Source organism: Citrobacter sp. 50677481, from assembly GCF_001463265.1.
Classification (GTDB): domain Bacteria; phylum Pseudomonadota; class Gammaproteobacteria; order Enterobacterales; family Enterobacteriaceae; genus Citrobacter_A; species Citrobacter_A sedlakii.
On record NZ_LNHZ01000027.1, the window covers coordinates 333,725 to 356,974 of the forward strand.

At 55.0% G+C, this 23,250-nt stretch carries 20 protein-coding genes and 1 other RNA gene; 14 read left to right on the forward strand and 7 right to left on the reverse strand.

The annotated features are described in order from the left end of the window. The first annotated feature begins 5 nt into the window (after window positions 1-5). From pheT to selO, 8 genes are all read left to right on the forward strand, one after another. Complete coding sequence (pheT, locus tag APU02_RS07350) at window positions 6-2,393, forward strand: phenylalanine--tRNA ligase subunit beta (protein ID WP_060569667.1); 2,388 nt, start codon at window positions 6-8, stop codon at window positions 2,391-2,393. A 4-nt stretch (window positions 2,394-2,397) separates the two neighbouring features. Further along, window positions 2,398-2,697: an integration host factor subunit alpha gene (ihfA, locus tag APU02_RS07355; protein WP_001229265.1), complete on the forward strand. Its 300-nt coding sequence runs from the start codon at window positions 2,398-2,400 to the stop codon at window positions 2,695-2,697. Between the two features lie 108 nt (window positions 2,698-2,805). Then, window positions 2,806-3,786 (forward strand): vitamin B12 ABC transporter permease BtuC, encoded by a 981-nt coding sequence (gene btuC / locus APU02_RS07360; RefSeq protein WP_042287445.1) that lies wholly within the window; start codon window positions 2,806-2,808, stop codon window positions 3,784-3,786. Window positions 3,787-3,848: 62 nt separating this feature from the next. Continuing rightward, window positions 3,849-4,400 carry a glutathione peroxidase gene (locus APU02_RS07365; protein ID WP_042287441.1) on the forward strand — a complete coding sequence of 184 codons (552 nt, stop codon included), beginning with the start codon at window positions 3,849-3,851 and terminating at the stop codon, window positions 4,398-4,400. Continuing rightward, window positions 4,400-5,149, forward strand: coding sequence for a vitamin B12 ABC transporter ATP-binding protein BtuD (gene btuD, locus APU02_RS07370; protein WP_060569668.1), 750 nt, complete (start codon window positions 4,400-4,402; stop codon window positions 5,147-5,149). Before APU02_RS07365 ends, btuD begins: the two co-directional genes overlap by 1 nt. 78 nt (window positions 5,150-5,227) lie before the next feature. Further along, window positions 5,228-5,692, forward strand: coding sequence for an NlpC/P60 family protein (locus APU02_RS07375; RefSeq protein WP_042287438.1), 465 nt, complete (start codon window positions 5,228-5,230; stop codon window positions 5,690-5,692). A gap of 223 nt (window positions 5,693-5,915) precedes the next feature. Further along, window positions 5,916-6,629, forward strand: coding sequence for an EAL domain-containing protein (locus tag APU02_RS07380; protein WP_042287437.1), 714 nt, complete (start codon window positions 5,916-5,918; stop codon window positions 6,627-6,629). Window positions 6,630-6,690: 61 nt separating this feature from the next. Then, window positions 6,691-8,133: a protein adenylyltransferase SelO gene (gene selO, locus APU02_RS07385; RefSeq protein ID WP_060569669.1), complete on the forward strand. Its 1,443-nt coding sequence runs from the start codon at window positions 6,691-6,693 to the stop codon at window positions 8,131-8,133. 44 nt (window positions 8,134-8,177) lie between these two features. On the opposite strand, the gene hemP is transcribed toward selO, so the two are convergent. The 3 genes from hemP to ppsR all read right to left on the reverse strand — a co-directional run bounded on the left by hemP (window position 8,178) and on the right by ppsR (window position 10,544). After that, entirely contained in the window at window positions 8,178-8,369 is a 192-nt protein-coding gene (gene hemP, locus APU02_RS07390) for a hemin uptake protein HemP (RefSeq protein WP_042287433.1), read from the reverse strand. Between the two features lie 139 nt (window positions 8,370-8,508). Continuing rightward, a complete protein-coding gene (gene aroH, locus APU02_RS07395; RefSeq protein WP_042287430.1) occupies window positions 8,509-9,555 on the reverse strand; it encodes a 3-deoxy-7-phosphoheptulonate synthase AroH in 1,047 nt (348 codons plus the stop codon). Between the two features lie 155 nt (window positions 9,556-9,710). Next, the gene (gene ppsR, locus APU02_RS07400; RefSeq protein WP_060569670.1) at window positions 9,711-10,544 is read right to left on the reverse strand and encodes a posphoenolpyruvate synthetase regulatory kinase/phosphorylase PpsR; all 834 of its coding nucleotides are present in this window, start codon (window positions 10,542-10,544) and stop codon (window positions 9,711-9,713) included. A 335-nt stretch (window positions 10,545-10,879) separates the two neighbouring features. On the opposite strand from ppsR, the gene ppsA reads away from it, so the two are divergent. Continuing rightward, window positions 10,880-13,258: a phosphoenolpyruvate synthase gene (ppsA, locus tag APU02_RS07405; protein WP_060569671.1), complete on the forward strand. Its 2,379-nt coding sequence runs from the start codon at window positions 10,880-10,882 to the stop codon at window positions 13,256-13,258. Window positions 13,259-13,309: 51 nt separating this feature from the next. On the opposite strand, the gene aroD is transcribed toward ppsA, so the two are convergent. Then, window positions 13,310-14,068, reverse strand: coding sequence for a type I 3-dehydroquinate dehydratase (gene aroD, locus APU02_RS07410; RefSeq protein WP_060569672.1), 759 nt, complete (start codon window positions 14,066-14,068; stop codon window positions 13,310-13,312). A 291-nt stretch (window positions 14,069-14,359) separates the two neighbouring features. On the opposite strand from aroD, the gene APU02_RS07415 reads away from it, so the two are divergent. Together APU02_RS07415 and APU02_RS07420 are read left to right on the forward strand one after the other, a co-directional pair. Continuing rightward, a complete protein-coding gene (locus APU02_RS07415; protein ID WP_060569673.1) occupies window positions 14,360-14,578 on the forward strand; it encodes a hypothetical protein in 219 nt (72 codons plus the stop codon). Between the two features lie 6 nt (window positions 14,579-14,584). Beyond that, on the forward strand, window positions 14,585-16,954 hold the full coding sequence (locus tag APU02_RS07420) for a glycoside hydrolase family 3 N-terminal domain-containing protein (protein WP_060569674.1): 2,370 nt from the start codon (window positions 14,585-14,587) through the stop codon (window positions 16,952-16,954). Here the strand turns inward: APU02_RS07420 and rprA are convergent. Together rprA and ydiK are read right to left on the reverse strand one after the other, a co-directional pair. Further along, an RNA gene (gene rprA / locus APU02_RS07425) (antisense sRNA RprA) lies at window positions 16,951-17,058 on the reverse strand. The two genes, APU02_RS07420 and rprA, sit on opposite strands and share 4 nt — an antisense overlap. Before the next feature lie 186 nt (window positions 17,059-17,244). Continuing rightward, complete coding sequence (ydiK, locus tag APU02_RS07430; RefSeq protein ID WP_042282704.1) at window positions 17,245-18,357, reverse strand: AI-2E family transporter YdiK; 1,113 nt, start codon at window positions 18,355-18,357, stop codon at window positions 17,245-17,247. Window positions 18,358-18,570: 213 nt separating this feature from the next. Between ydiK and APU02_RS07435 the strand changes: the two genes are divergently transcribed. From APU02_RS07435 to APU02_RS07445, 3 genes are all read left to right on the forward strand, one after another. Further along, the gene (locus APU02_RS07435) at window positions 18,571-21,627 is read left to right on the forward strand and encodes an FAD-binding and (Fe-S)-binding domain-containing protein (RefSeq protein WP_060569675.1); all 3,057 of its coding nucleotides are present in this window, start codon (window positions 18,571-18,573) and stop codon (window positions 21,625-21,627) included. Then, window positions 21,624-22,034, forward strand: coding sequence for a 1,4-dihydroxy-2-naphthoyl-CoA hydrolase (gene menI, locus APU02_RS07440; protein WP_060569676.1), 411 nt, complete (start codon window positions 21,624-21,626; stop codon window positions 22,032-22,034). Before APU02_RS07435 ends, menI begins: the two co-directional genes overlap by 4 nt. A gap of 99 nt (window positions 22,035-22,133) precedes the next feature. Continuing rightward, window positions 22,134-22,322 carry a YdiH family protein gene (locus tag APU02_RS07445; protein WP_042282711.1) on the forward strand — a complete coding sequence of 63 codons (189 nt, stop codon included), beginning with the start codon at window positions 22,134-22,136 and terminating at the stop codon, window positions 22,320-22,322. A gap of 72 nt (window positions 22,323-22,394) precedes the next feature. On the opposite strand, the gene APU02_RS07450 is transcribed toward APU02_RS07445, so the two are convergent. Then, window positions 22,395-23,243, reverse strand: coding sequence for a Vmh family MBL fold metallo-hydrolase (locus APU02_RS07450; RefSeq protein WP_060569677.1), 849 nt, complete (start codon window positions 23,241-23,243; stop codon window positions 22,395-22,397). Window positions 23,244-23,250 lie beyond the last annotated feature (7 nt).

The following is a 23,250-nucleotide window of genomic DNA, read 5'->3' on the forward strand; positions in this document are numbered from 1 at the left end:
ACATAATGAAATTCAGTGAACTGTGGTTACGCGAGTGGGTTAACCCGGCAATCGACAGCGACGCGCTGTCGAATCAAATCACCATGGCCGGCCTGGAAGTTGACGGTGTTGAAGCGGTGGCTGGCGCGTTTAACGGCGTGGTTGTTGGTGAAGTGGTTGAGTGCGGCCAGCACCCGAATGCAGACAAACTGCGCGTAACAAAAGTGAACGTGGGCGGCGAACGTCTGCTGGATATTGTTTGCGGGGCGCCAAACTGCCGTCAGGGGCTCAAAGTGGCGGTCGCGACAATTGGCGCGGTGCTGCCGGGCGACTTCAAAATTAAAGCGGCAAAACTGCGTGGCGAACCGTCCGAAGGGATGCTGTGTTCATTCTCTGAACTGGGCATTTCCGACGACCATAGCGGCATTATCGAACTGCCCGCAGATGCGCCGATCGGAACCGATATTCGCGAATACCTGAAACTCGATGATAACACCATCGAAATTAGCGTAACGCCCAACCGTGCCGACTGTCTAGGCATCATTGGCGTCGCCCGCGACGTGGCGGTACTGAATAAAGCGCCGCTGGTTGAGCCTGAAATTGCTCCGGTGGCGGCGACCGTTAGCGATGTGCTGCCGATTACTGTAGAAGCGGCCGACGCATGCCCGCGCTATCTGGGTCGAGTGGTGAAAGGCATCAACGTTAAAGCGCCTACGCCGCTGTGGATGAAGGAAAAACTGCGTCGTTGTGGTATTCGCTCCATCGACGCGGTGGTTGACGTCACTAACTATGTGCTGCTCGAACTGGGCCAGCCAATGCATGCTTTCGACAAAGATCGCATTGAAGGCGGCATTGTTGTCCGGATGGCGAAAGAAGGCGAAACCCTGGTGCTGCTGGACGGGACCGAAGCGACGCTGAGCGCGGACACGCTGGTTATTGCCGACCACCATAAAGCCTTGGCTATGGGCGGTATTTTCGGCGGCGAGCATTCCGGCGTGAACGATGAAACGCAAAATGTGCTGCTGGAATGTGCTTTCTTCAGCCCGCTGTCGATCACTGGCCGCGCGCGTCGTCATGGCCTGCACACCGATGCCTCTCATCGCTATGAGCGCGGCGTTGATCCGGCTTTGCAGTATAAAGCGATGGAGCGTGCGACCCGCCTGCTGATCGACATTTGCGGCGGTGAGGCTGGTCCGGTTATTGACGTGACGAACGATGCGACGCTGCCGAAGCGCGCCACGATCACTCTGCGCCGGAGCAAGCTGGATCGCCTGATTGGCCATCATATTGCTGACGAACAGGTCAGCGATATTCTGCGTCGTCTCGGTTGCGAAGTAACCGAAGGCGAGGGCGAGTGGCAGGCCGTTGCGCCGAGCTGGCGCTTCGACATGGAGATCGAAGAAGATCTGGTAGAAGAAGTCGCACGCGTGTACGGCTACAACAATATTCCTGACGAACCGGTTCAGGCTGGTCTGATCATGGGAACGCACCGTGAAGCGGATTTGTCGCTTAAACGCGTGAAAACGTTGCTCAACGACAAAGGCTATCAGGAAGTTATTACCTACAGCTTTGTGGATCCAAAAGTACAACAGTTGATTCACCCGGCTGAAGAAGCGTTGCTGCTGCCAAGCCCCATTTCTGTCGACATGTCCGCGATGCGTCTGTCGCTGTGGACCGGGCTGTTAGCCACGGTAGTGTATAACCAGAATCGTCAGCAGAACCGCGTGCGCATCTTTGAAAGCGGTCTGCGCTTCGTGCCGGACACCCAGGCGAATCTTGGGATTCGACAGGATCTGATGCTGGCTGGCGTTATCTGCGGCAACCGTTACGATGAACACTGGAACCTGGCAAAAGAGACCGTTGATTTCTATGATTTGAAAGGCGATCTGGAAGCCGTGCTGGATCTCACCGGTAAGCTCGGCGATGTGCAGTTCAAAGCCGAAGCGAATCCGGCGCTGCATCCGGGACAGTCTGCAGCGATTTATCTGAAAGGTGAACGCATTGGTTTCATTGGCGTTGTTCATCCGGAGCTGGAACGTAAGCTCGATCTCAACGGGCGTACGCTGGTGTTTGAACTGGAGTGGAACAAGCTTGCAGACCGCGTGGTGCCTCAGGCGCGTGAGATTTCTCGCTTCCCGGCAAACCGCCGCGACATCGCCGTGGTGGTCGCAGAAAACGTTCCCGCTGCAGATGTTTTATCCGAATGTAAGAAAGTTGGCGTAAATCAGGTAGTTGGCGTAAACTTATTTGACGTGTACCGTGGTAAGGGTGTTGCGGAGGGGTATAAGAGCCTCGCCATTAGCCTGATCCTTCAGGATACCAGCCGTACACTCGAAGAAGAGGAGATTGCCGCTACCGTCGCCAAATGTGTAGAGGCATTAAAAGAGCGATTCCAGGCATCATTGAGGGATTGAACCTATGGCGCTTACAAAAGCTGAAATGTCAGAATATCTGTTTGATAAGCTTGGGCTTAGCAAGCGGGATGCCAAAGAACTGGTCGAACTGTTTTTCGAAGAGATCCGTCGTGCTCTGGAAAACGGTGAGCAGGTAAAACTCTCTGGTTTTGGTAATTTCGATCTGCGTGATAAGAATCAACGTCCGGGACGTAACCCGAAAACGGGTGAAGATATTCCCATTACAGCAAGGCGCGTGGTGACCTTCAGACCCGGACAGAAGTTAAAGAGCCGGGTTGAAAACGCTTCGCCCAAAGACGAGTGATCAGAACCGTCTTAAATAACAAAAAAGGCCGCAATGCGGCCTTTTTTCTTTTCTGTCCTCGCGCGGCACCGTAGAATCAATCACATCCTTTGCAGCTGAATGGAAAACATGCTGACTTTTGCCCGTCAACAACAGCGACAGAATGTACGCTGGCTCCTGAGTCTTACAGTCCTGATGGTACTGGCGCTGCTTTTAAGCCTGTGTGCGGGAGAACAGTGGATTTGGCCTGCTGACTGGCTGACCCCGCGTGGTGAACTGTTTGTCTGGCAGATCCGTCTGCCGCGTACCCTGGCGGTGCTGTTGGTGGGCGCTGCGCTGGCGCTCTCCGGCGCGGTGATGCAGGCTTTATTCGAAAACCCTCTTGCGGAGCCCGGATTGCTGGGCGTGTCGAATGGCGCTGGCGTTGGACTGATTGCAGCTGTTCTGTTGGGTCAGGGAACGTTGCCGCAGTGGTCGTTAGGTCTTTGCGCCATTGCCGGGGCACTGATCATCACACTGATTCTCCTGCGCTTTGCTCGCCGCCATCTCTCCACCAGCCGCCTGCTGCTTGCCGGGGTCGCGCTGGGAATTATCTGCAGCGCCCTGATGACCTGGGCCATCTATTTTTCTACCTCTTTTGATCTTCGCCAGTTGATGTACTGGATGATGGGGGGATTTGGCGGCGTGGACTGGGGACAGTCATGGCTGATGCTGGCGCTGGTGCCGGTTCTGCTCTGGATCTGCTGTCAGTCCCAGCCTATGAACATGCTGGCGCTGGGCGAAATCTCGGCCCGCCAATTGGGATTACCGCTGTGGTTTTGGCGTAATCTGCTGGTGGTGGCGACAGGCTGGATGGTTGGCGTGAGCGTCGCGCTGGCAGGGGCGATTGGTTTTATTGGCCTGGTGATCCCGCATATTTTACGGTTATGCGGATTAACCGATCATCGCGTGCTTCTGCCCGGTTGCGCGCTGGCGGGCGCCATTGCGCTATTGCTGGCCGATGTGGTTGCGCGTCTGGCGCTGGCTTCCGCCGAGCTGCCTATCGGCGTCGTCACCGCCACGCTTGGCGCGCCGGTCTTTATCTGGTTACTGTTGAAAGCTGGACGATAGACCTTGCATGACGAACTATGCTTAAAAGCTGGCATTGAAATCACTCACTTTCTGGAGACGCTATGCAAGACTCGATTCTGAATACTGAAGTCACGACGATTGATGGGGACGTTATCTCGTTGGAGAAATATGCCGGTAATGTGTTGCTGGTGGTCAACGTGGCCTCTAAATGCGGGCTGACGCCGCAGTACGAGCAACTGGAGAATATTCAGAAAGCCTGGGCTGACCGGGGGTTTCTGGTGCTGGGATTCCCGTGCAATCAGTTTCTCGGCCAAGAGCCAGGCAGCGAACAAGAGATCAAAACCTGGTGTGCCGCGACATGGGGCGTGACGTTTCCGATGTTCAGTAAAATTGAGGTTAACGGAGAAGGGCGGCATCCCCTGTACCAGAAACTGATTGCCGCTGCGCCAACCGCAGTGGCCCCGGAAAACAGCGGCTTCTATGAGCGCATGGCAAGCAAAGGACGCGCGCCGCTTTATCCGGACGATATTTTATGGAATTTCGAAAAATTTCTCGTGGGCAGGGACGGAAAGGTGGTCCAGCGTTTTTCACCTGATATGACGCCTGAAGATCCTATCGTAATGGAAAGTATCAAAATCGCACTGGCAAAATAATGTCTTCACTGATGCAGCTACAGGATGTCGCCGACACCACCCGGCTTGGCCCACTGAGTGCGGAAGTTCGCGCCGGGGAGATCCTTCACCTTGTGGGGCCAAATGGCGCCGGAAAAAGTACGTTGCTGGCGCGTATGGCGGGACTTACCACCGGCTCAGGTCATATCAAATTTGGCGGCGAAGCGCTGGCATCCTGGCCCGCGAACAGGCTGGCGCGCCATCGGGCATATCTGGCGCAGCAGCAGAATCCTCCTTTTGCAATGCCGGTATGGCATTTTCTGACGCTGCATCAGGCTGACAAATCGCATACTCATCAGCTTCAGCAGGTGGCGGCGTCGCTGGGGCTGGAAGATAAGCTCGGACGAAATGCGAATCAGCTTTCGGGCGGGGAATGGCAGCGCGTACGTCTGGCCGCGGTTATCCTGCAAATTGCCCCGGAAACCAATCCGCAAGGACAATTGCTGCTGCTGGACGAGCCCATGAACAGTCTTGACGTCGCGCAGCAGAATGCGCTGGATCGTATTCTGAGCGCCCTGTGCGAGCAGGGCATCGCCATTGTGATGAGCAGCCACGATCTCAATCATACGCTGCGTCATGCGCATCGAGCCTGGTTGCTTAAGGGAGGGAAACTGCTCGCCAGCGGACCGCGCGATGAGGTCATGACCCCGGCGAATCTGGCGCGCGCTTACGGTCTGAATTTCCGCCGTCTGGACATTGAGGGCCACCGAATGCTTATTTCCACGACCTAAACGACACGGCGTCTTGAAAAACGGGGCAAATACCCGCTAAATTGGTACAAGAATAAAAAAACAGAGGATTCGTCCTGAATGCGTTTCTGGTTTCTTCTTTTTACAGCACTGGTTCTGGCAGGATGCAGTAGCCACCGGGCGCCGCCGCCAAACGCACGGCTTTCAGACTCCATTACCGTGATAGCCGGGCTAAACGATCAGCTTCGGACGTGGCGCGGTACGCCGTATCGTTATGGCGGGATGAGCCGTCGCGGCGTCGATTGTTCCGGATTTGTCCTCATGACGATGCGCGATCAATTCGCGCTACAGCTGCCGCGCGATACGCGGCAACAGGCCAAAATCGGCACCAAAATTGATAAAGACGACCTGCTGCCAGGCGACCTCGTCTTTTTTAAAACCGGTTCAGGGGACAGCGGGTTGCATGTGGGTATTTACGATACCGACGGTCAGTTTATTCATGCTTCCACCAGCCGTGGCGTGATGCGATCATCGTTGGATAATGTCTATTGGCGAAAAAACTTTTGGCAAGCGCGACGAATCTGACGTCGTTAATGCCTGGCTGTCATTAACGGTATACTCTCCGGTTATTACAGAAAAAAGAATAAAACTGAATTAGCGTATATAATATCGCTAGCCGAATACAAAGGAACCGGATTCCGGGTAAAAAGGACATGATGAACGTTTCCCCGTTAGCAGCAGAAAAGACGTGCGTTCACGTCCTTTGTATCAGGTTGCCGTATCACTCCCTGACTGAGGGGCGGACCTGATGGACGTCACGCTGGATAATATTTATCATTCTGAACTTTATTTTCTCCCCGCCCGAAATGTACAACGAAAACTTATCGGTCTGGAAGTGACCGCGAACTTTGTCAGCGATGACGGCAAGGTGCGCTTTCCGACAGAACTGGTATTACCGCGACTTTCGCCTGACGAACAGTGCCAGTTATTTGCAGAAAAACTGGCGCTACTGGAAACCTGCCAACACTTTTTTATTCAGCATAAACTGATCGCATGGATTAATATCACCCCGGCAATCGTACCGTTATTATTAATCAATACGTCACGGTTGCAGGCCATCAAACGTTTTTCATTTATTGAACTCACCCTTAATGAAAGTTTTCCCGCACTCGCGGCAGGGAAAGCGGATCCGGCGCTTGCCGCCCTGGCCGAACGTTTCCCCCTGGTACTTGCCAACTTTGGCGCCGGGGAGAGTTCGACGAAAGCCATATTTGAGGGATTATTTAAACGTGTCGCCCTCGACCGTGGTTTTGTGCAGCGACGCGCAATGAGCCTTTCATTCGACCCCTTTATGCGGGCAATCGTGACGCAAATTTCGCCTTATTGCGACTCTTTGTTGATAGCCGGGATCGATAGCGAGGAACTGCTGACACGCATCACGCCTTTTGGTTTCGGTGGGATGCAGGGCGCGCTGTGGCCTGCCGTCACGGCGGATCAGGTGACCCGCTTAATTCAGGGATAACCCCTCGGTTTGCTGGTGTTTAGGATGGCGCTAACCGACTACACTACAGACAGGAGGCCCTATGACCCTGTCTTTTACAGCCCGCTGGCATGATGAATTGCCGGCAACGTATACCGCACTTTCTCCGACGCCGCTGACCCATTCCCGGCTGATATGGCATAACGACGCCCTGGCCCAACAGCTGAATATTCCTGCTGCGCTGTTCAGTACCGACCGTCCCGCAGGCGTATGGGGGGGCGAGACGTTGCTGCCCGGTATGTCGCCGCTGGCGCAAGTGTACAGTGGCCATCAGTTCGGCGTATGGGCCGGGCAGCTCGGCGACGGGCGTGGCATTCTGCTTGGCGAACAGTTACTCGCCGATGGCAGCACCGTGGACTGGCATCTTAAGGGGGCGGGCCTGACGCCGTATTCACGTATGGGCGACGGGCGTGCAGTGCTGCGCTCAACCATTCGTGAAAGCCTCGCCAGCGAAGCGATGCACTATTTGGGCATTCCAACTACCCGGGCGCTCACCATCGTCACCAGCGACACACCGGTTTATCGAGAGACGGTGGAAGCTGGCGCAATGCTGGTACGTGTGGCGCAAAGTCATATGCGCTTCGGCCATTTTGAACATTTTTATTATCGCCGTGAGCCAGAAAAGGTTCAGCAACTTGCCGACTTCGCCATTCGCCATTATTGGCCGCATCTGCGTGACGAGAACGACAAATATGTCCTTTGGTTCCGGGATGTGGTGAGCCGTACCGCGACGCTTATCGCCGACTGGCAAACAGTAGGCTTTGCGCATGGTGTGATGAATACCGATAACATGTCGATTCTGGGACTGACGATGGATTATGGTCCGTTCGGTTTTCTGGATGATTACGACCCGGGGTTTATCTGTAACCATTCCGATCACCAGGGGCGTTACCGCTTTGACAATCAGCCTGCGGTGGGTCTGTGGAACCTCCAGCGCCTCGCCCAGAGCCTGTCGCCGTTTATTCACGTTGATGCGCTGAATGAGGCGCTGGATACCTATCAGCAGGCATTGTTAACGCGCTATGGTCAGCGGATGCGTCAGAAGCTCGGCTTTTTGAGTGAACAGAAAGAAGATAACGAGCTGTTGAATGCGTTGTTTGGACTGATGGCGCGTGAAAAAAGCGATTACAGCCGAACGTTCCGTATGTTAAGCGTCACCGAACAGCGGAGTGCCGCTTCACCGCTGCGCGATGAGTTTATCGATCGTGACGCGTTCGACGCCTGGTACACGCGTTACCGAACACGTCTGCAACTAGACGGCGTAGATGATGCCACCCGCCAGGCGTCGATGCAGAGCGTGAATCCTGCTGTCGTGTTGCGTAACTGGCTCGCGCAGCGGGCCATCGACGCGGCAGAAAAGGGGGAAATGGACGAACTGCATCGTTTACATGACGTACTGCGCCATCCTTTCAACGACCGTAACGACGACTATACCCACCGCCCGCCAGACTGGGGACGGCGACTGGAGATCAGTTGTTCCAGCTAACGGTTAAATCGCCCGTATACGCAAAACGTGTCGGGCGTTTGCCATTACTTGGTCAGTAATAATTTCCCCGCCTGCGTTTTGCGCAGCAAGTACTCTTGTCCATTATGATCAATGATAACTTTACCGTCTTCTCCCAGCAGGTTCTGGCTACTGATTTTGCGAAGCGGCGTGTGAGAAGGGGTGATGCTTTCTCTTTCCTTAGGGTGAGAAGAGTCAAAGGTATCCATAGATGACATTGTGCGTGAATTAATAATAATTAATGTAACAATGATTATTATTATCAATAATATACCCGGTGACGACAAGTGATAAATCAGGGGAGGAGCGAAAAAATGCGAGCAAGCGCCCATTCCGGGGGGAATGGGCAAGAGGGGGTCAGAAGCGGCTGTCTACCGCCGAGGCGAGTTTATCGAGCAGCCGTTCGGTATCTTCCCAGTTCAGGCAGGGATCGGTAATTGACTGACCGTAAACCAGCGGCTGTCCGCTGACGATTTTTTGCGTGCCTTCACGCAAGAAACTTTCCGCCATAATCCCGGCGATGGCCGTAGAGCCATTACGAATCTGTTGGCAAACATCATCGCAAACGTCCAATTGACGACGATGCTGTTTCTGACAGTTACCGTGGCTGAAATCGACGACCAGATGTTCGGGCAGGTCGAATTCATGTAGCGTATCGCAGGCGGCGGCGATATCGTCCGCGTGATAGTTCGGCTTCTTCCCGCCACGCATGATGATATGGCCGTACGGGTTGCCGCTGGTCTGATAAATGGTCATCTGACCGGTTTTATCCGGTGACAGGAACATATGGCTGGCGCGGGAGGCGCGAATAGCGTCCACCGCGATCCGCGTATTGCCGTCAGTGCCATTTTTAAAGCCCACCGGGCAGGAGAGCGCCGAGGCCATCTCGCGGTGGATCTGGCTTTCTGTGGTTCGCGCGCCGATCGCCCCCCAGCTAATCAGGTCGGCAATAAATTGTCCGGTCACCATATCCAGAAATTCCGTGGCGGTGGGGACGCCCAGCTCATTCACCTGGAGCAGCAGCTTGCGCGCCAGCTCAAGGCCGTGATTCACACGGTAGCTGCCGTTGAGGTCGGGATCGGAAATCAGGCCCTTCCAGCCCACGACGGTGCGTGGTTTTTCAAAATAGGTGCGCATGACGATTTCCAGACGCGCCTGATGCTTGTCACGCAACGTCTGCAAGCGGGTGGCATATTCCATGGCGGCGTCAAGATCGTGGATCGAGCAGGGACCGACAATGGCCAGCAGGCGGCGATCTTCGCCATTCAAAATTTTTTCAATCCGGCGGCGGGCGTCGGTAACGTGACGGGCGACGGCGGCGGAAACGGGATGCCGGTGCGCAAGTTCAGCGGGCGTTACCAGACTGTCTATCCGCGCGGTACGCAGTTCATCGGTTCTGTTCATGACTTTTCTCAGAAATGGAGTGCTTCTACGGCAGGGGCCGGGAAGTGATGGGCACAACCTTAAACCAATCTCTGCCGAATTCAAGTGCGAGGTGTGTCACACCCCGCAAGCAGAACGGCATCATAGCAAAAAAACAAAACCAGTGAACTAGTTTATTAGTACATACGGCGATTCAGCCCCATAATATCAAGGATCTTGGTGGCAATTTCTTCTACCGAGTAGTTGGTACTGTTCAGGCAGGGGATGTGGTTCTTACGGTAAAGGGCTTCCACTTCGGCAACCTCCATGCGGCACTGGCGCAGTGAGGCATAGCGGCTGTTCTCACGGCGCTCTTCGCGAATCGCCGCCAGACGCTCAGGCTCAATAGTCAGGCCGAACAGCTTATGCTGAAGGGGTTTCAGCGATGCGGGCAACACCAGATTATCCATATCGTCAGCAATAAAGGGGTAGTTTGCCGCGCGGATACCAAACTGCATCGCCAGATAAAGACTCGTCGGCGTTTTACCGCAGCGGGAGACGCCGAGCAGAATCACCTGTGCCTGATCGAGGTTGCGCAACGAAATACCGTCATCGTGGGCGAGGGTGTAATCAATCGCCGCGATGCGCGCGTCGTACTTGTTCAGGTTGCCAGGATTCAGCCCATGAGTACGATGGGCAATCGGCGTGGGATCGAGCTTCATCTCCTGCTGTAGCGGTGCAACCAGCGCCTGCACAATGTCCTGGCAAAAGCCTTCACTTTGCAGAATGATGGCGCGAATTTCGGGTAATACGATGGAATAAAACACCAGTGGCCGCACGCCCGTTTGCTGGAAAATCGCGTCGATTTGATCTTTCACCGCGCGAGCGCGGCTTTCATTTTCAACAAACGGCAGCGTAATGCTGCTAATCGTGACCGGGAATTGTGACATCACCGCATGGCCTAACACTTCGGCGGTGATCGCCGTTCCATCGGATATATAAAAGACATGACGATCTACAGCATTATCCATTTTGTCCTTCCTGAATAGCAGCGATAATTCTCTGAAAGCATAAATTAAAATTATCCTAAAGCGTAGGAAATTGCGCCCTAATTATAAAATGAAATGCTATTTTTATATTTTATGAAAAGCGCATTTCATTTTATGGAACGGATGTTTATACCGACAATTTCTGTGGAGATCCCATGTCGTACGCGGGTTTGCGCAAACGGGTAAACTGTCCGAAAAAATAAAAAATATATTTGCTTGAACGATTCACCGTTTTTTTCATCCGGTTAAGTATGCAAAGATAAATATGCAGTTAAGCGTTTCCTATACTCGTTCATTTATCACAAAAGGATTGTTCGATGTCCAACAATGGCTCGTCACCGCTGGTGCTTTGGTATAACCAACTCGGCATGAATGATGTAGACAGAGTTGGGGGCAAAAATGCCTCCCTGGGTGAAATGATTACTAACCTTTCCGGTATGGGTGTTTCCGTGCCGAATGGTTTTGCCACAACCGCCGATGCGTTTAATCAGTTTCTCGACCAAAGCGGTGTAAACCAGCGCATTTATGAACTGCTGGATAAAACGGATATTGATGATGTCTCCGCGCTGGCGAAGGCAGGTACGCAGATCCGCCAGTGGATTATCGACACTCCTTTCCAGCCAGAGCTAGAAAACGCCATCCGCGATGCTTACGCACAGCTTTCTGCGGATGACGACCAGGCTTCTTTTGCCGTGCGCTCCTCGGCGACGGCGGAAGATATGCCGGACGCCTCGTTTGCCGGCCAGCAGGAAACCTTCCTCAACGTCCAGGGCTTTGATGCAGTACTGGTGGCGGTGAAGCACGTCTTTGCTTCGCTGTTTAACGATCGCGCAATTTCATATCGCGTCCATCAGGGGTATGACCACCGTGGCGTGGCGCTCTCTGCGGGCGTTCAGCGCATGGTGCGTTCCGATCTCGCTTCGTCCGGGGTAATGTTCTCCATTGATACTGAATCCGGATTCGATCAGGTGGTGTTCATCACTTCCGCCTGGGGCCTTGGCGAGATGGTGGTGCAGGGCGCGGTGAACCCGGATGAATTCTACGTGCATAAACCGACGCTGGCGGCAAACCGCCCGGCGATTGTGCGTCGTACCATGGGCTCGAAAAAAATTCGCATGATCTATGCGCCGACTCAGGAGCATGGCAAGCAGGTCACTATCGAGGATGTGCCGCAGGAACAGCGTGACGTTTTCTCTCTGACGAATGAGGAAGTACAGGAACTGGCGAAGCAGGCGGTGCAGATCGAGAAACACTATGGTCGTCCGATGGACATCGAGTGGGCGAAAGACGGTCACACCGGCAAGCTGTTTATCGTACAGGCGCGCCCGGAAACTGTACGCTCCCGTGGTCAGGTGATGGAGCGCTACACGCTTCACGCGCAGGGCAAAATCATCGCCGAAGGCCGCGCCATTGGTCATCGCATCGGTGCGGGTTCAGTGAAAGTCATCCATGACATCAGTGAGATGAACCGCATCCAGCCCGGCGACGTGCTGGTCACCGACATGACCGACCCGGACTGGGAACCGATCATGAAAAAAGCCGCGGCTATTGTTACCAACCGCGGCGGTCGAACCTGTCACGCGGCGATCATTGCCCGCGAACTGGGGATCCCGGCGGTCGTTGGCTGCGGTGATGCTACCGAGCGCATGAAGGATGACGAAAAGGTGACTGTCTCCTGCGCTGAAGGCGACACCGGCTATGTGTATGCTGATTTGCTCGACTTCAGCGTGAAAAGTTCCAGCGTCGATACGATGCCGGATCTGCCGCTGAAGGTGATGATGAACGTGGGTAACCCGGATCGCGCCTTTGACTTCGCCTGCCTGCCCAACGAAGGCGTTGGCCTTGCGCGTCTGGAATTTATCATTAACCGCATGATTGGCGTACATCCCCGCGCGTTGCTGGAGTTTGACGATCAGGACGCCGCGCTTCAGAACGAAATCCGCGGGATGATGAAGGGCTTCGATTCCCCGCGTGAATTCTACGTGGGCCGCCTGACGGAAGGCATCGCCACGCTGGGGGCGGCGTTTTATCCGAAGCGCGTCATCGTGCGCCTGTCGGACTTTAAGTCTAACGAATACGCGAACCTGGTCGGCGGCGAGCGCTATGAGCCGGATGAAGAGAACCCGATGCTGGGCTTCCGCGGCGCAGGCCGTTACGTGTCGGATAGTTTCCGTGACTGCTTCGCGCTGGAATGTGAAGCGGTGAAACGCGTACGTAACGACATGGGATTGACCAACGTTGAGATCATGATTCCGTTCGTCCGGACCGTTGAACAGGCGAAAGCGGTAGTGGAGGAGCTGGAACGTCAGGGACTGAAGCGCGGCGAGAACGGGCTTAAGATCATCATGATGTGCGAGATCCCTTCCAACGCCCTGTTGGCAGAGCAGTTCCTGCAATACTTTGACGGCTTCTCCATCGGTTCAAACGATATGACGCAGCTGGCGCTGGGTCTGGATCGTGACTCCGGGGTGGTGTCTGAGCTGTTTGATGAGCGTAACGACGCGGTGAAAGCACTGCTGTCGATGGCGATTCGCGCAGCGAAGAAGCAGGGTAAATACGTCGGCATTTGCGGTCAGGGACCGTCCGACCATGAGGACTTTGCCGCCTGGCTGATGGAAGAAGGGATCGACAGCCTGTCGCTGAACCCGGACACCGTCGTTCAGACCTGGCTGAGTCTGGCCGAACTGAAGAAGTAAACGGAAGTCGGATGGCGGTTCGCCGCCATCCGTAACAGGCGCAATGTCTGCTCAGGCATTGTGCAAAATGGTTAACGCGGTGCGCAGGTCTTGCACCGAAATCTGCCCCGGCGCCGAGGCTTTTTTCACCGCGCCAAACGTCGCGGCGGATCCAAACGTTTCTCCCGCCAGACGTGAAATCACACCGTCTTTTGCCATCGACATCGTAATCATAGGCCGATCTGCATAGCGTTCGTGCATCTCCAGCGTCGCACTGAGCAGTGTCAATACATCCCGCGTGCTTTGGGGCATCACGGCGATTTTGGCAATGTCGGCGTCCAGCGCCTGCATTTTGCGTAAACGCTGGATAATCTCTTCAGCGGCGGGCGTCTTATTAAAATCATGATTAGACATCACCACCCGTATATCTCGCGCATGGGCATGGGTGACCAGGCGTTGTACCTGGGCATCGCCAGTGAACAGTTCCACGTCAATCATATCCACGCGCCCACTGTCTATGAAAGTCTGGTTCAGTGCGACATACGCTTCGGTAGAGATCGCCTGCTCACCGCCTTCTTGCGCGCTGCGGAAGGTACACAGCAGCGGTGTGTCAGGAAGCGCGTCACGGATAGCGCTGAGCGCGTCAAGAACCGCGTTTTTTTCGGTGATGGCTGTAAAATGGTCGGCGCGCCACTCGAGGATATCAAACTGCGCGTCGCGATAGGCCTGCGCCTCGGAACGCACGCTGTCGATATCTTTGCCCATCAGCGACACGATAATTTTCGGCATTCCTTCGCCAATCACAAGGTTTTTTACGGTTACGGTTTTCATTAAATACCTTTTATCAATTACGGAACCCGATCCGCCAGGCCACAGCCCCTTCGCCCGTCGTGCGATAAAGGCGCTAATGATTATTCGCTATCGCGAAGGAAAAAGGAAGAAAGCGTCGCGCTTTCGGCGCTGTAGTGCGGCAGCTCACATTAACCAAATAACGTAATAACGCTGTTTATTTCCGCAATTGTGACCTTTTCTTCTCCCTCCAATACTGAATTCTGCAACGTGTTCGGCAGTGTTAATGATATTCCTGGTTAATGGGGTATTTTCTGACATTAAGGCACAACAATGACAATAACCTCTGTTCTCTCTGCCCGCGATAAAATCGGTTACGGTCTTGGCGATATGGCCAGTGCGCTCCTGGGAATGGCGCTGTTACTGATATTTTACAAACTCAACAGCCAAACCGCCGATCGCATTGCGCGCGAACTGGCGCGGAAGCGCGACCTCAACAACGCAGGGGAGAGTCTGTCCTCTCCCGCTCTGAATAACGCGATACAGGAGTAAACCAGGATGATCTATAAGGATGCAAATCGCCCGGTACAGGCGCGTGTCGCCGACCTGCTGGGACGTATGACGCCGGAAGAAAAATTTGCCCAGATGCACGCTTACTGGCTGGTGCTGTCGGAGGAGGGCCATCATCAGGAGCGTAGCGATATGAGCGATGAGTTTGCCGGCGTGAGTAAACAGGCGGCGTTGAATGAGCGACTGAAGATCGGCGTCGGGCAGATAACGCGTCCACTGGGTACGCATATTGTTGACGCGAAAACGGGGGTACGCGCCGCAAACCGCTTACAGAAAATGCTTGTAGAAGAAACGCGGCTGGGTATTCCGGCGTTGTTTCATGAAGAGTGTCTGGTTGGATTGCTGTGTAAGGGCGCCACACTGTTTCCTTCGTCGCTCAATTACGGATCGACGTGGGATCCCGAACTGGTGAGGCGCGCGGCCCGGCAGATCGGCCTTGAAGCGCGCGCGACCGGCTGCCGACAAGGACTGGCGCCGGTTCTGGATGTTTCACGCGATGTGCGGTGGGGAAGAACCGAAGAGACTTTTGGCGAAGATCCCTGGCTGGTTGGCGTTATGGGCTGCGCGTATGTCGCAGGGTTACAGGGCGAAAAGCGCGATCTGTTAGCCACTCTGAAGCATTATGTCGGTCACTCCTTCAGCGAAGGGGCCCGTAACCATGCGCCGGTACATTTGGGCTTCTGTGAACTGAACGATACGTTCCTGCTTCCCTTCGAAATGGCCGTGAAGCTGACCAATGCAGGCTCTGTGATGCCCGCCTACCATGACATTGATAATCAACCCGGTCACAGCGACGCTTTTTTGCTTACCACGCTGCTACGTGAGCAATGGGGATTTGACGGCATTATCGTGGCGGATTATGGCGGCGTAAGTTTATTGCATCAGCATCATGGCGTTTCTCACGATGCGGCGGAATCGGCGGCGCTGGCCTTTAATGCCGGACTGGATGTGGAGCTGCCAAAAGACGACTGCGCCCGCCATCTGGCGGAGGCGGTTGAACGGGGACTGATCGGTATGGCGAAAATTGATGAAATCGTTTCGCGCATTCTGACGGAAAAATTCCGCCTGGGCCTGTTTGAACAGCCTTATGCTGATGAAACGGCGCTTGCGTTACAGTCCGCCAGGACGCGCCAGATTGCCCGGGAAGTGGCAACCCGTTCGCTGACCCTGCTGGAAAATAACGGCATCCTGCCGTTGCAGGGGCAGCCGCGAATTGCGGTAGTGGGTCCAACGGCAGACGACCCGCTGGCGTTGCTCAGCGGCTACAGCTTCCCGGTGCATCTGATCATTAGCGATGAGATGGATAAGACTGCGCAGGTGACCACACCCCTTGCCGCGCTGCGTTGCTATTACGGTGAAGACGCTGTGCTGTATGCCAAAGGGTGTCATATCATTGAAAAACGGCTGGCAGGCGCCCCCGTATTTCCGGGCGACAGCAGCGGTAAGCCAATGCAGGCCTCGCCCGTTTCGTTCGACACGTCCCTTATTCCAGACGCAGTGAGCGCGGCACAACGGAGTGACGTGGTGATTGCCTGCGTTGGCGATCTGGCTGGCCTGTTTCAGAGCGGCACGGTAGGTGAAGGGTCCGATACTGATAGTCTTACTCTGCCCGGTGTTCAGCAGCAGTTGCTCGAGGCGCTGGTGGCGACCGGAAAACCCGTGGTGGTCGTGATGACCGGTGGCAGACCTTACAACCTGCAGGGGCTGGAGGATAAGATCGCTGCATTGCTAATGGCCTGGGCGCCGGGTCAGGAAGGGGGATGGGCCATCGCTGACGTGTTGACCGGACGCGCTGAACCACAGGGAAGACTGGTGGTGAGCGTGCCGAAAAGCGCGGGCGCTATGCCATATTATTACAATCACAAGTTGAAAAGTGGCGGAACACCGTTTGCCTTTCATTTTGGTTCCCGCTATCCCTTTGGCTATGGTAAGGGCTGGAGCGAGTTTTCCAGTGAAGCCGTCACTCTGTTGACCCCGGCGGTGGGGATGGATGGCGAAATCGCGATTGCGGTCACTGTAAGCAACGATGGGATACACAGGGGAAGCGAGGTGGTACAACTTTACGTTCGCGACAAAGTGGCTTCCATGGTCAGGCCGATAAAAGAACTGAAAGCCTTTCAGCGCGTAGAGCTGGATGCTGGCGCACGGGCGACGCTAACCTTTTATGTGCCTGTCGATATGCTCAATTTTACCCGCAGGGACGGCAAACGTGTGGTCGAGCCAGGCGAGTTTGAGCTGATGATCGGCAATTCCTCCGCCAGGATCTGGGAACGCGCGACGGTGAACGTCTCGGGCGAAACGCGAGTCATGCCAGAGAACTGGCGGATGCTGAGCCGGTGTGAAGTGAATCATGGTTAAAAAAAAGCCCATCGTGGGAGATGGGCAAAGACTACACACAGCAATTCGTTGTTTCACTCAGGGGATTTCCATGCTTATAAATCAATATGTTGATCTATAACCGTGAGCTAATAGTAGGGCATGCGACGTTTTAGCGTCGATCAGATTCGTCTCAATAGTTTAAAAACTGTAAAGAATTTGCGACAGAAACCCGGAGAGTGGAAGCCGTAATAGGGGTGATGTGAAAAATTCAGCAGCCTATTAATAAGCAATGCTAAACATTCGGGCGACATCTGTCGCCCGAAAGAGAGTTACTTGTTGAGATCGTTGATCTCCGCCAGTTCTTCGAGGATTTCTTCTGGCTCATCCGTTGGCGGTGGCGCTTCATGTACCCACGCGGAGAACAGTCGCCAGGTAACCGCCAGCAGAACCGGGCCGATAAACAGGCCAATCATGCCGAAGGCGATCAGGCCGCCAATCACGCCAGAAAGGATCAGAATAAGCGGTAAATCCGCGCCCATACGAATCAGCACAGGGCGGATGACGTTATCAAGCGTACCTACCACGCAGCTCCATACCAACAATACGGTTCCCCAGGTGGTGTCGCCGCTCCAGTAAAGCCAGATAATGGCCGGAATCAATACCGGAAGCGGGCCAAGCTGGACGAGGCAGGAGAGGATCATCACCACCGTCAGCAACGTCGCATACGGTACGCCGGAAATCGCCAGGCCAATCCCGCCCAGCACCGCCTGAACCAGAGCGGTAACCACCACGCCCAGCGCCACCGCGCGGATCGCTTGTGCGGCGAGCAGCACGGCCGCGTCGCCGCGTTTGGCTGCCAGACGGCAGGCGAAATGACGAATACCCAACGCCACCTGTTCACCCCGCCAGTACAGCAGGGCGCTGAACAACAGCATCAGTCCGCAATGCATCATAAAACGGCCGATGTGCGCCGCTTGTCCGACAAACCAGGTGGTCGTTGCGCCAATATAAGGACGAACCTTCGCCATGATCGCCGCGCCGCCCATCTCCAGCAGGTTATGCCACCCGGCATACAGTTTTGCGCCAACCAGCGGAATGCTGTTCAACCAGGCAAGATCCGGCAACGTCATGTCGCCACCGGTTATGGCGTGGATCAGCGGGCCGCTACCGTCGACGATACTGTTCACCAGAAGTGCGACAGGAATGACGAATAACAACACCAGTAAAAGCGTCATGACCAGCACCGCCAGAGAACGGCGGCCCCAGAGTAATTTTTGCAAGCGTAGTAAAACCGGCCAGGTGGCGATAACAATCGTACCGGCCCAGGCAAAGCCCAGAATAAAAGGTTGAACAATCCAGAGACACGCCACAATCATGATGGCAAGGAACAGCACCGACAGCAGCACCTGCGCGATATCCCTGGGCTGACGAACATTGACCATAAACTCTTTTCACCTTTGTAGTGCGTCAGAACGTTGACGCGACGTGAACACGCGAAACGCATCACATAATCATGCGCAGTTTCAGCGCGTTTTAACAGGCGGATTCTGCCAGTATTTCTGTTGAGCGTATAAGAAAAAAATGTGATACAACAAATGAATCAACCAAGGCAAACGATAACCTCACAATACAGACCGCAGGAAAGGGTCAGAATAATGATTCCACAAATTTCTCAGGCACCTGGCGTCGTTCAACTGGTGCTCAATTTTTTGCAAGAGCTGGAGCAACAAGGGTTTACTGGCGATACGGCAACGAGCTACGCCGATCGTCTGACGATGTCGACAGATAACAGTATTTATCAACTTCTTCCCGATGCCGTCGTTTTCCCGCGTTCAACGGCGGATGTGGCGCTGATAGCCCGAGTGGCCGCCGAACCGCGTTTCACCTCGCTGGTGTTTACCCCGCGCGGCGGCGGTACCGGAACCAACGGACAGGCGTTGAACCAGGGCATTATCGTGGACATGTCCCGCTACATGAGCCGGATCATTGAAATCAATCTGGAAGAAGGTTGGGTGCGGGTCGAAGCGGGGGTGATTAAAGACCAACTGAACCAGGTCCTCAAGCCGTACGGCTATTTCTTTGCTCCGGAGCTTTCAACCAGCAACCGGGCCACCCTTGGCGGGATGATCAATACCGATGCCTCCGGACAAGGATCGCTGGTCTACGGAAAAACCTCCGATCACGTTCTGGGCGTACGCGCTGTGCTGCTGGGCGGCGATATTCTCGACACGCAGCCGCTGCCGGTAGCGCTGGCGGAAACGTTGGGGGAAAGTCATACCACCATTGGACGTATCTATCGCACGGTCCTTGAACGCTGCCGCGACAATCGCCAGCTTATCATGGATAACTTCCCCAAACTGAACCGCTTTCTTACCGGCTACGACTTACGGCATGTTTTTAACGACGACATGACCGAGTTCGATCTGACCCGAATTCTCACCGGTTCGGAAGGGACGCTGGCCTTTATTACCGAAGCCCGGCTGGACATTACGCCGTTGCCGAAGGTTCGTCGACTGGTGAACGTCAAATACGACTCTTTTGACTCCGCGCTGCGCAATGCGCCGTTTATGGTAGAGGCAAGAGCGCTTTCCGTCGAAACCGTCGACTCGAAAGTGCTGAACCTGGCACGGGAAGATATCGTCTGGCATTCGGTAAGCGAATTAATCACCGATGTGCCGGACAAAGAGATGCTTGGCCTGAACATCGTTGAATTCGCCGGTGACGACGAAGCGCTAATTGACGGCCTGGTGGCGGCACTGTGTGAGCGGCTGGACGGATTAATCGCCCATGGAGAAGCCGGGGTGATTGGCTGGCAGCTTTGCGCCGATCTGGCGGGCGTAGAGCGTATTTATGCGATGCGCAAAAAAGCGGTGGGTCTGCTGGGCAACGCGAAAGGGGCGGCGAAACCCATCCCATTTGCCGAAGATACCTGCGTACCGCCGGAGCATCTTGCCGATTACATTGCCGAGTTTCGCGCCTTGCTCGACGGTCACGGTCTGAGCTACGGCATGTTTGGCCACGTAGACGCGGGCGTTCTGCATGTGCGTCCGGCGCTGGACATGTGCGATCCGCAGCAGGAAGTGCTGATGAAGCAAATCTCCGATGAAGTGGTGGCGCTGACGGCGAAGTATGGCGGCCTGCTCTGGGGAGAGCACGGCAAAGGGTTTCGCGCCGAGTACAGCCCGGCGTTTTTTGGCGACGCGCTGTATGCGGAACTGCGTAAAGTGAAGGCGGTATTTGATCCGCAGAACCGCCTGAATCCGGGGAAAATCTGTCCGCCGGAAGGCGTGGACGCGCCGATGATGAAAGTGGACGCCGTCAAGCGCGGCACGTATGACCGACAGATCCCGCTGGCGGTTCGTCAAACCTGGCGCGGGGCGATGGAGTGCAACGGAAACGGACTGTGCTTTAACTTCGATGCGAAAAGCCCGATGTGTCCGTCGATGAAAATCAGTCTCAACCGTATCCATTCACCGAAAGGGCGAGCGACCCTGGTGCGTGAATGGCTGCGTTTGCTGGCGGATCGCGGTGTTGATCCGGTGCGCCTCGAAACTGCACTGGCGAATAAACGTCCCAGCTTACGCTCGCTGATCGCCCGGACCCGTAATACCTGGCACGCGGGTAAGGGCGAATATGATTTCTCGCATGAAGTCAAAGAGGCGATGTCCGGCTGTCTGGCCTGTAAAGCCTGTTCGACCCAGTGTCCGATCAAAATTGACGTACCGGAATTCCGTTCGCGTTTCCTGCAGCTTTACCATACGCGCTACTTACGTCCGCTGCGCGATCATCTGGTGGCGACAGTCGAAACCTATGCGCCGCTGATGGCGCGCGCGCCAAAGACCTTCAACTTCTTTATTAACCAGCCGCTGGTGCGCAAGCTGTCGGCAAAACACATCGGCATGGTGGATCTGCCGCTACTGTCGACGCCGTCGTTGCAGCAGCAAATGGTCGGACACCGTTCGGCCAACATGACGCTTGAGCAGCTTGAGGCGCTTAGCGATACGCAAAAAGCGAATACAGTGCTGGTGGTGCAGGATCCGTTCACCAGTTACTACGACGCTCGGGTTGTGGCGGATTTTGTACGCCTGATCGAAAAGTTAGGTTTCCAGCCGGTACTGCTGCCGTTTTCGCCAAACGGTAAGGCACAACATATTAAAGGCTTCCTGACCCGTTTTGCGAAAACGGCTAAAAAGACCTCTGAGTTTTTAAACCGTGTGGCGCAACTGGGGATGCCGATGGTGGGGGTCGATCCGGCGCTGGTGCTTTGCTACCGCGATGAATATAGGCTCGCGCTCGGCGAGCAGCGCGGTGATTTTCACGTACAGCTGGCCAACGAGTGGCTGGCGACAGCGCTGGCCCCGAAGGCTATGGGAGAAATCAGCGGCGAGCCGTGGTACTTCTTTGGCCACTGTACCGAGGTCACCGCGCTTCCCGGCGCGCCTGCGCAGTGGGCGTCAGTTTTTGCTCGCTTTGGCGCGAAACTGGAAAATGTCAGCGTCGGCTGCTGCGGTATGGCCGGAACTTACGGGCATGAGGCAAAGAATCATGCCAGTTCCCTGGGGATTTATGAACTGTCCTGGCATCAGGCGATGGAGCGACTGCCCCGTAACCGCTGCCTGGCGACGGGGTATTCCTGCCGCAGCCAGGTGAAGCGGGTGGAAGGCACGGGCGTACGCCATCCTGTACAGGCACTACTGGAGATAATGGGATGATCTGGAAACGTGACGTCACACTCGACGCGCTCAACGCAATGGGCGAGGGCAACATGGTTGGGTTACTGGACATTCGCTTTGAAAAGATCGGCGCGGATACGCTTGAAGCCTCTATGCCTGTTGACGGCCGAACAAAGCAGCCGTTTGGTCTGCTGCACGGCGGCGCGTCTGTCGTGCTGGCCGAAAGCATCGGCTCCGTCGCCGGGTATCTCTGCACTGAGGGCGAACAAAAAGTGGTCGGACTGGAAATAAACGCCAACCATGTTCGTTCTGCCCGGGAAGGACGCGTGAAAGGGGTCTGTAGGGCGATACACACCGGTTCACGCCACCAGGTCTGGCAAATCGATATCTATGATGAGCAGCAGCGTTTATGCTGCACATCACGCTTAACGACGGCTATTGTGTGACGTTGTCACCAAAAAAATGTGATCTATATTGCTTTTGGTCATTATTTGCGCAGCGGAAAGTGATACAATGTGCATGTTTTGACCATAAGCGAGGATGATATGACTAGCCAATTAGACCCGGCCCAACTGGCAATTGAATTTTTACGTCGTGATAAAACCGAGCTCTCACCAGCCCAATACCTTAAAAGACTGAAACAGCTTGAGCTGGAGTTTGCCGATTTACTGACGCTTTCTTCGACTGAACTGAAGGAAGAGATCTATTTTGCCTGGCGCCTTGGCGTTCATTGATTCAGCGATGTACCTCATAGCGAATGCCCCGGCCTCTGGTCGGGGTTATTTTTCGTCGGCGAATAAACGCCATTACCACGTCATTTCACCACTGTTCACCTTTGCGCTCAATGCCAGCGAGCTTTCATCTGCCAGTCCGGGCCACCCGGCCTTTACGGTTGCGATAACGTAAGCTGACCCTTTTTTCGCCTCCAGCGCGTGTTCAAACGTTTGCAGATAATTTTGGGTAAAGCGGATCGCCGTATCACCGGCGGGTCGTGCGCCGAGGTAATGACCCGGGATCACCTGAGTCGGCTGCAGGCTGCGCATTTCGCTCAGCACGTCGCGCCAGGCCGTACGTTGCTTTTCAGATTGAGTGTCAGCGGTCCAGATGTGGATCCCGGACGCGACGCCGGTACCGCCCAGAATCGCCCGATTTGCCGGGATCCAGACATAAGCCGCATAGTTGCCAGGGTGGCGAAGTTCCAGTGTTTCTCCGTCAATGTGAAAACGCGTCGCGGTAGTGGCCTGCGGTACGGTGATGGTTTTCGGCACGCCGTCCTTCATCTGCGGTCCCCAGTATTGCAGCTTTGCGTCTTTCGTTTCCTGAATATGTTTGACCACTTCAGGCGTCGCCAGCACTTTTACCTGAGGATAGGCTTTCACAATCGGCTCAAGACCGAAGTAAAAGTCCGGATCGCCCGAGGTAATGACCACGGCTTTCAGTGACTTACCGCTGGCCTGAATCATCTTAAGTAATTTTTCGCCATCTTTAGTGCTGAACTGCGCATCAAACAAAATGGCTTCCGTTGGTCCGGATACCAGCGTGGAAGAGACCGGGAAAATGGCGTTCTCCTGAGGGTTATACACCTCAAGATGCAGTGGGGCGGCAAAGACCGGTGAAGCGAGCAGCGTCAGTGCCGTCAGGGTTTTTATTTTCATGACAGTA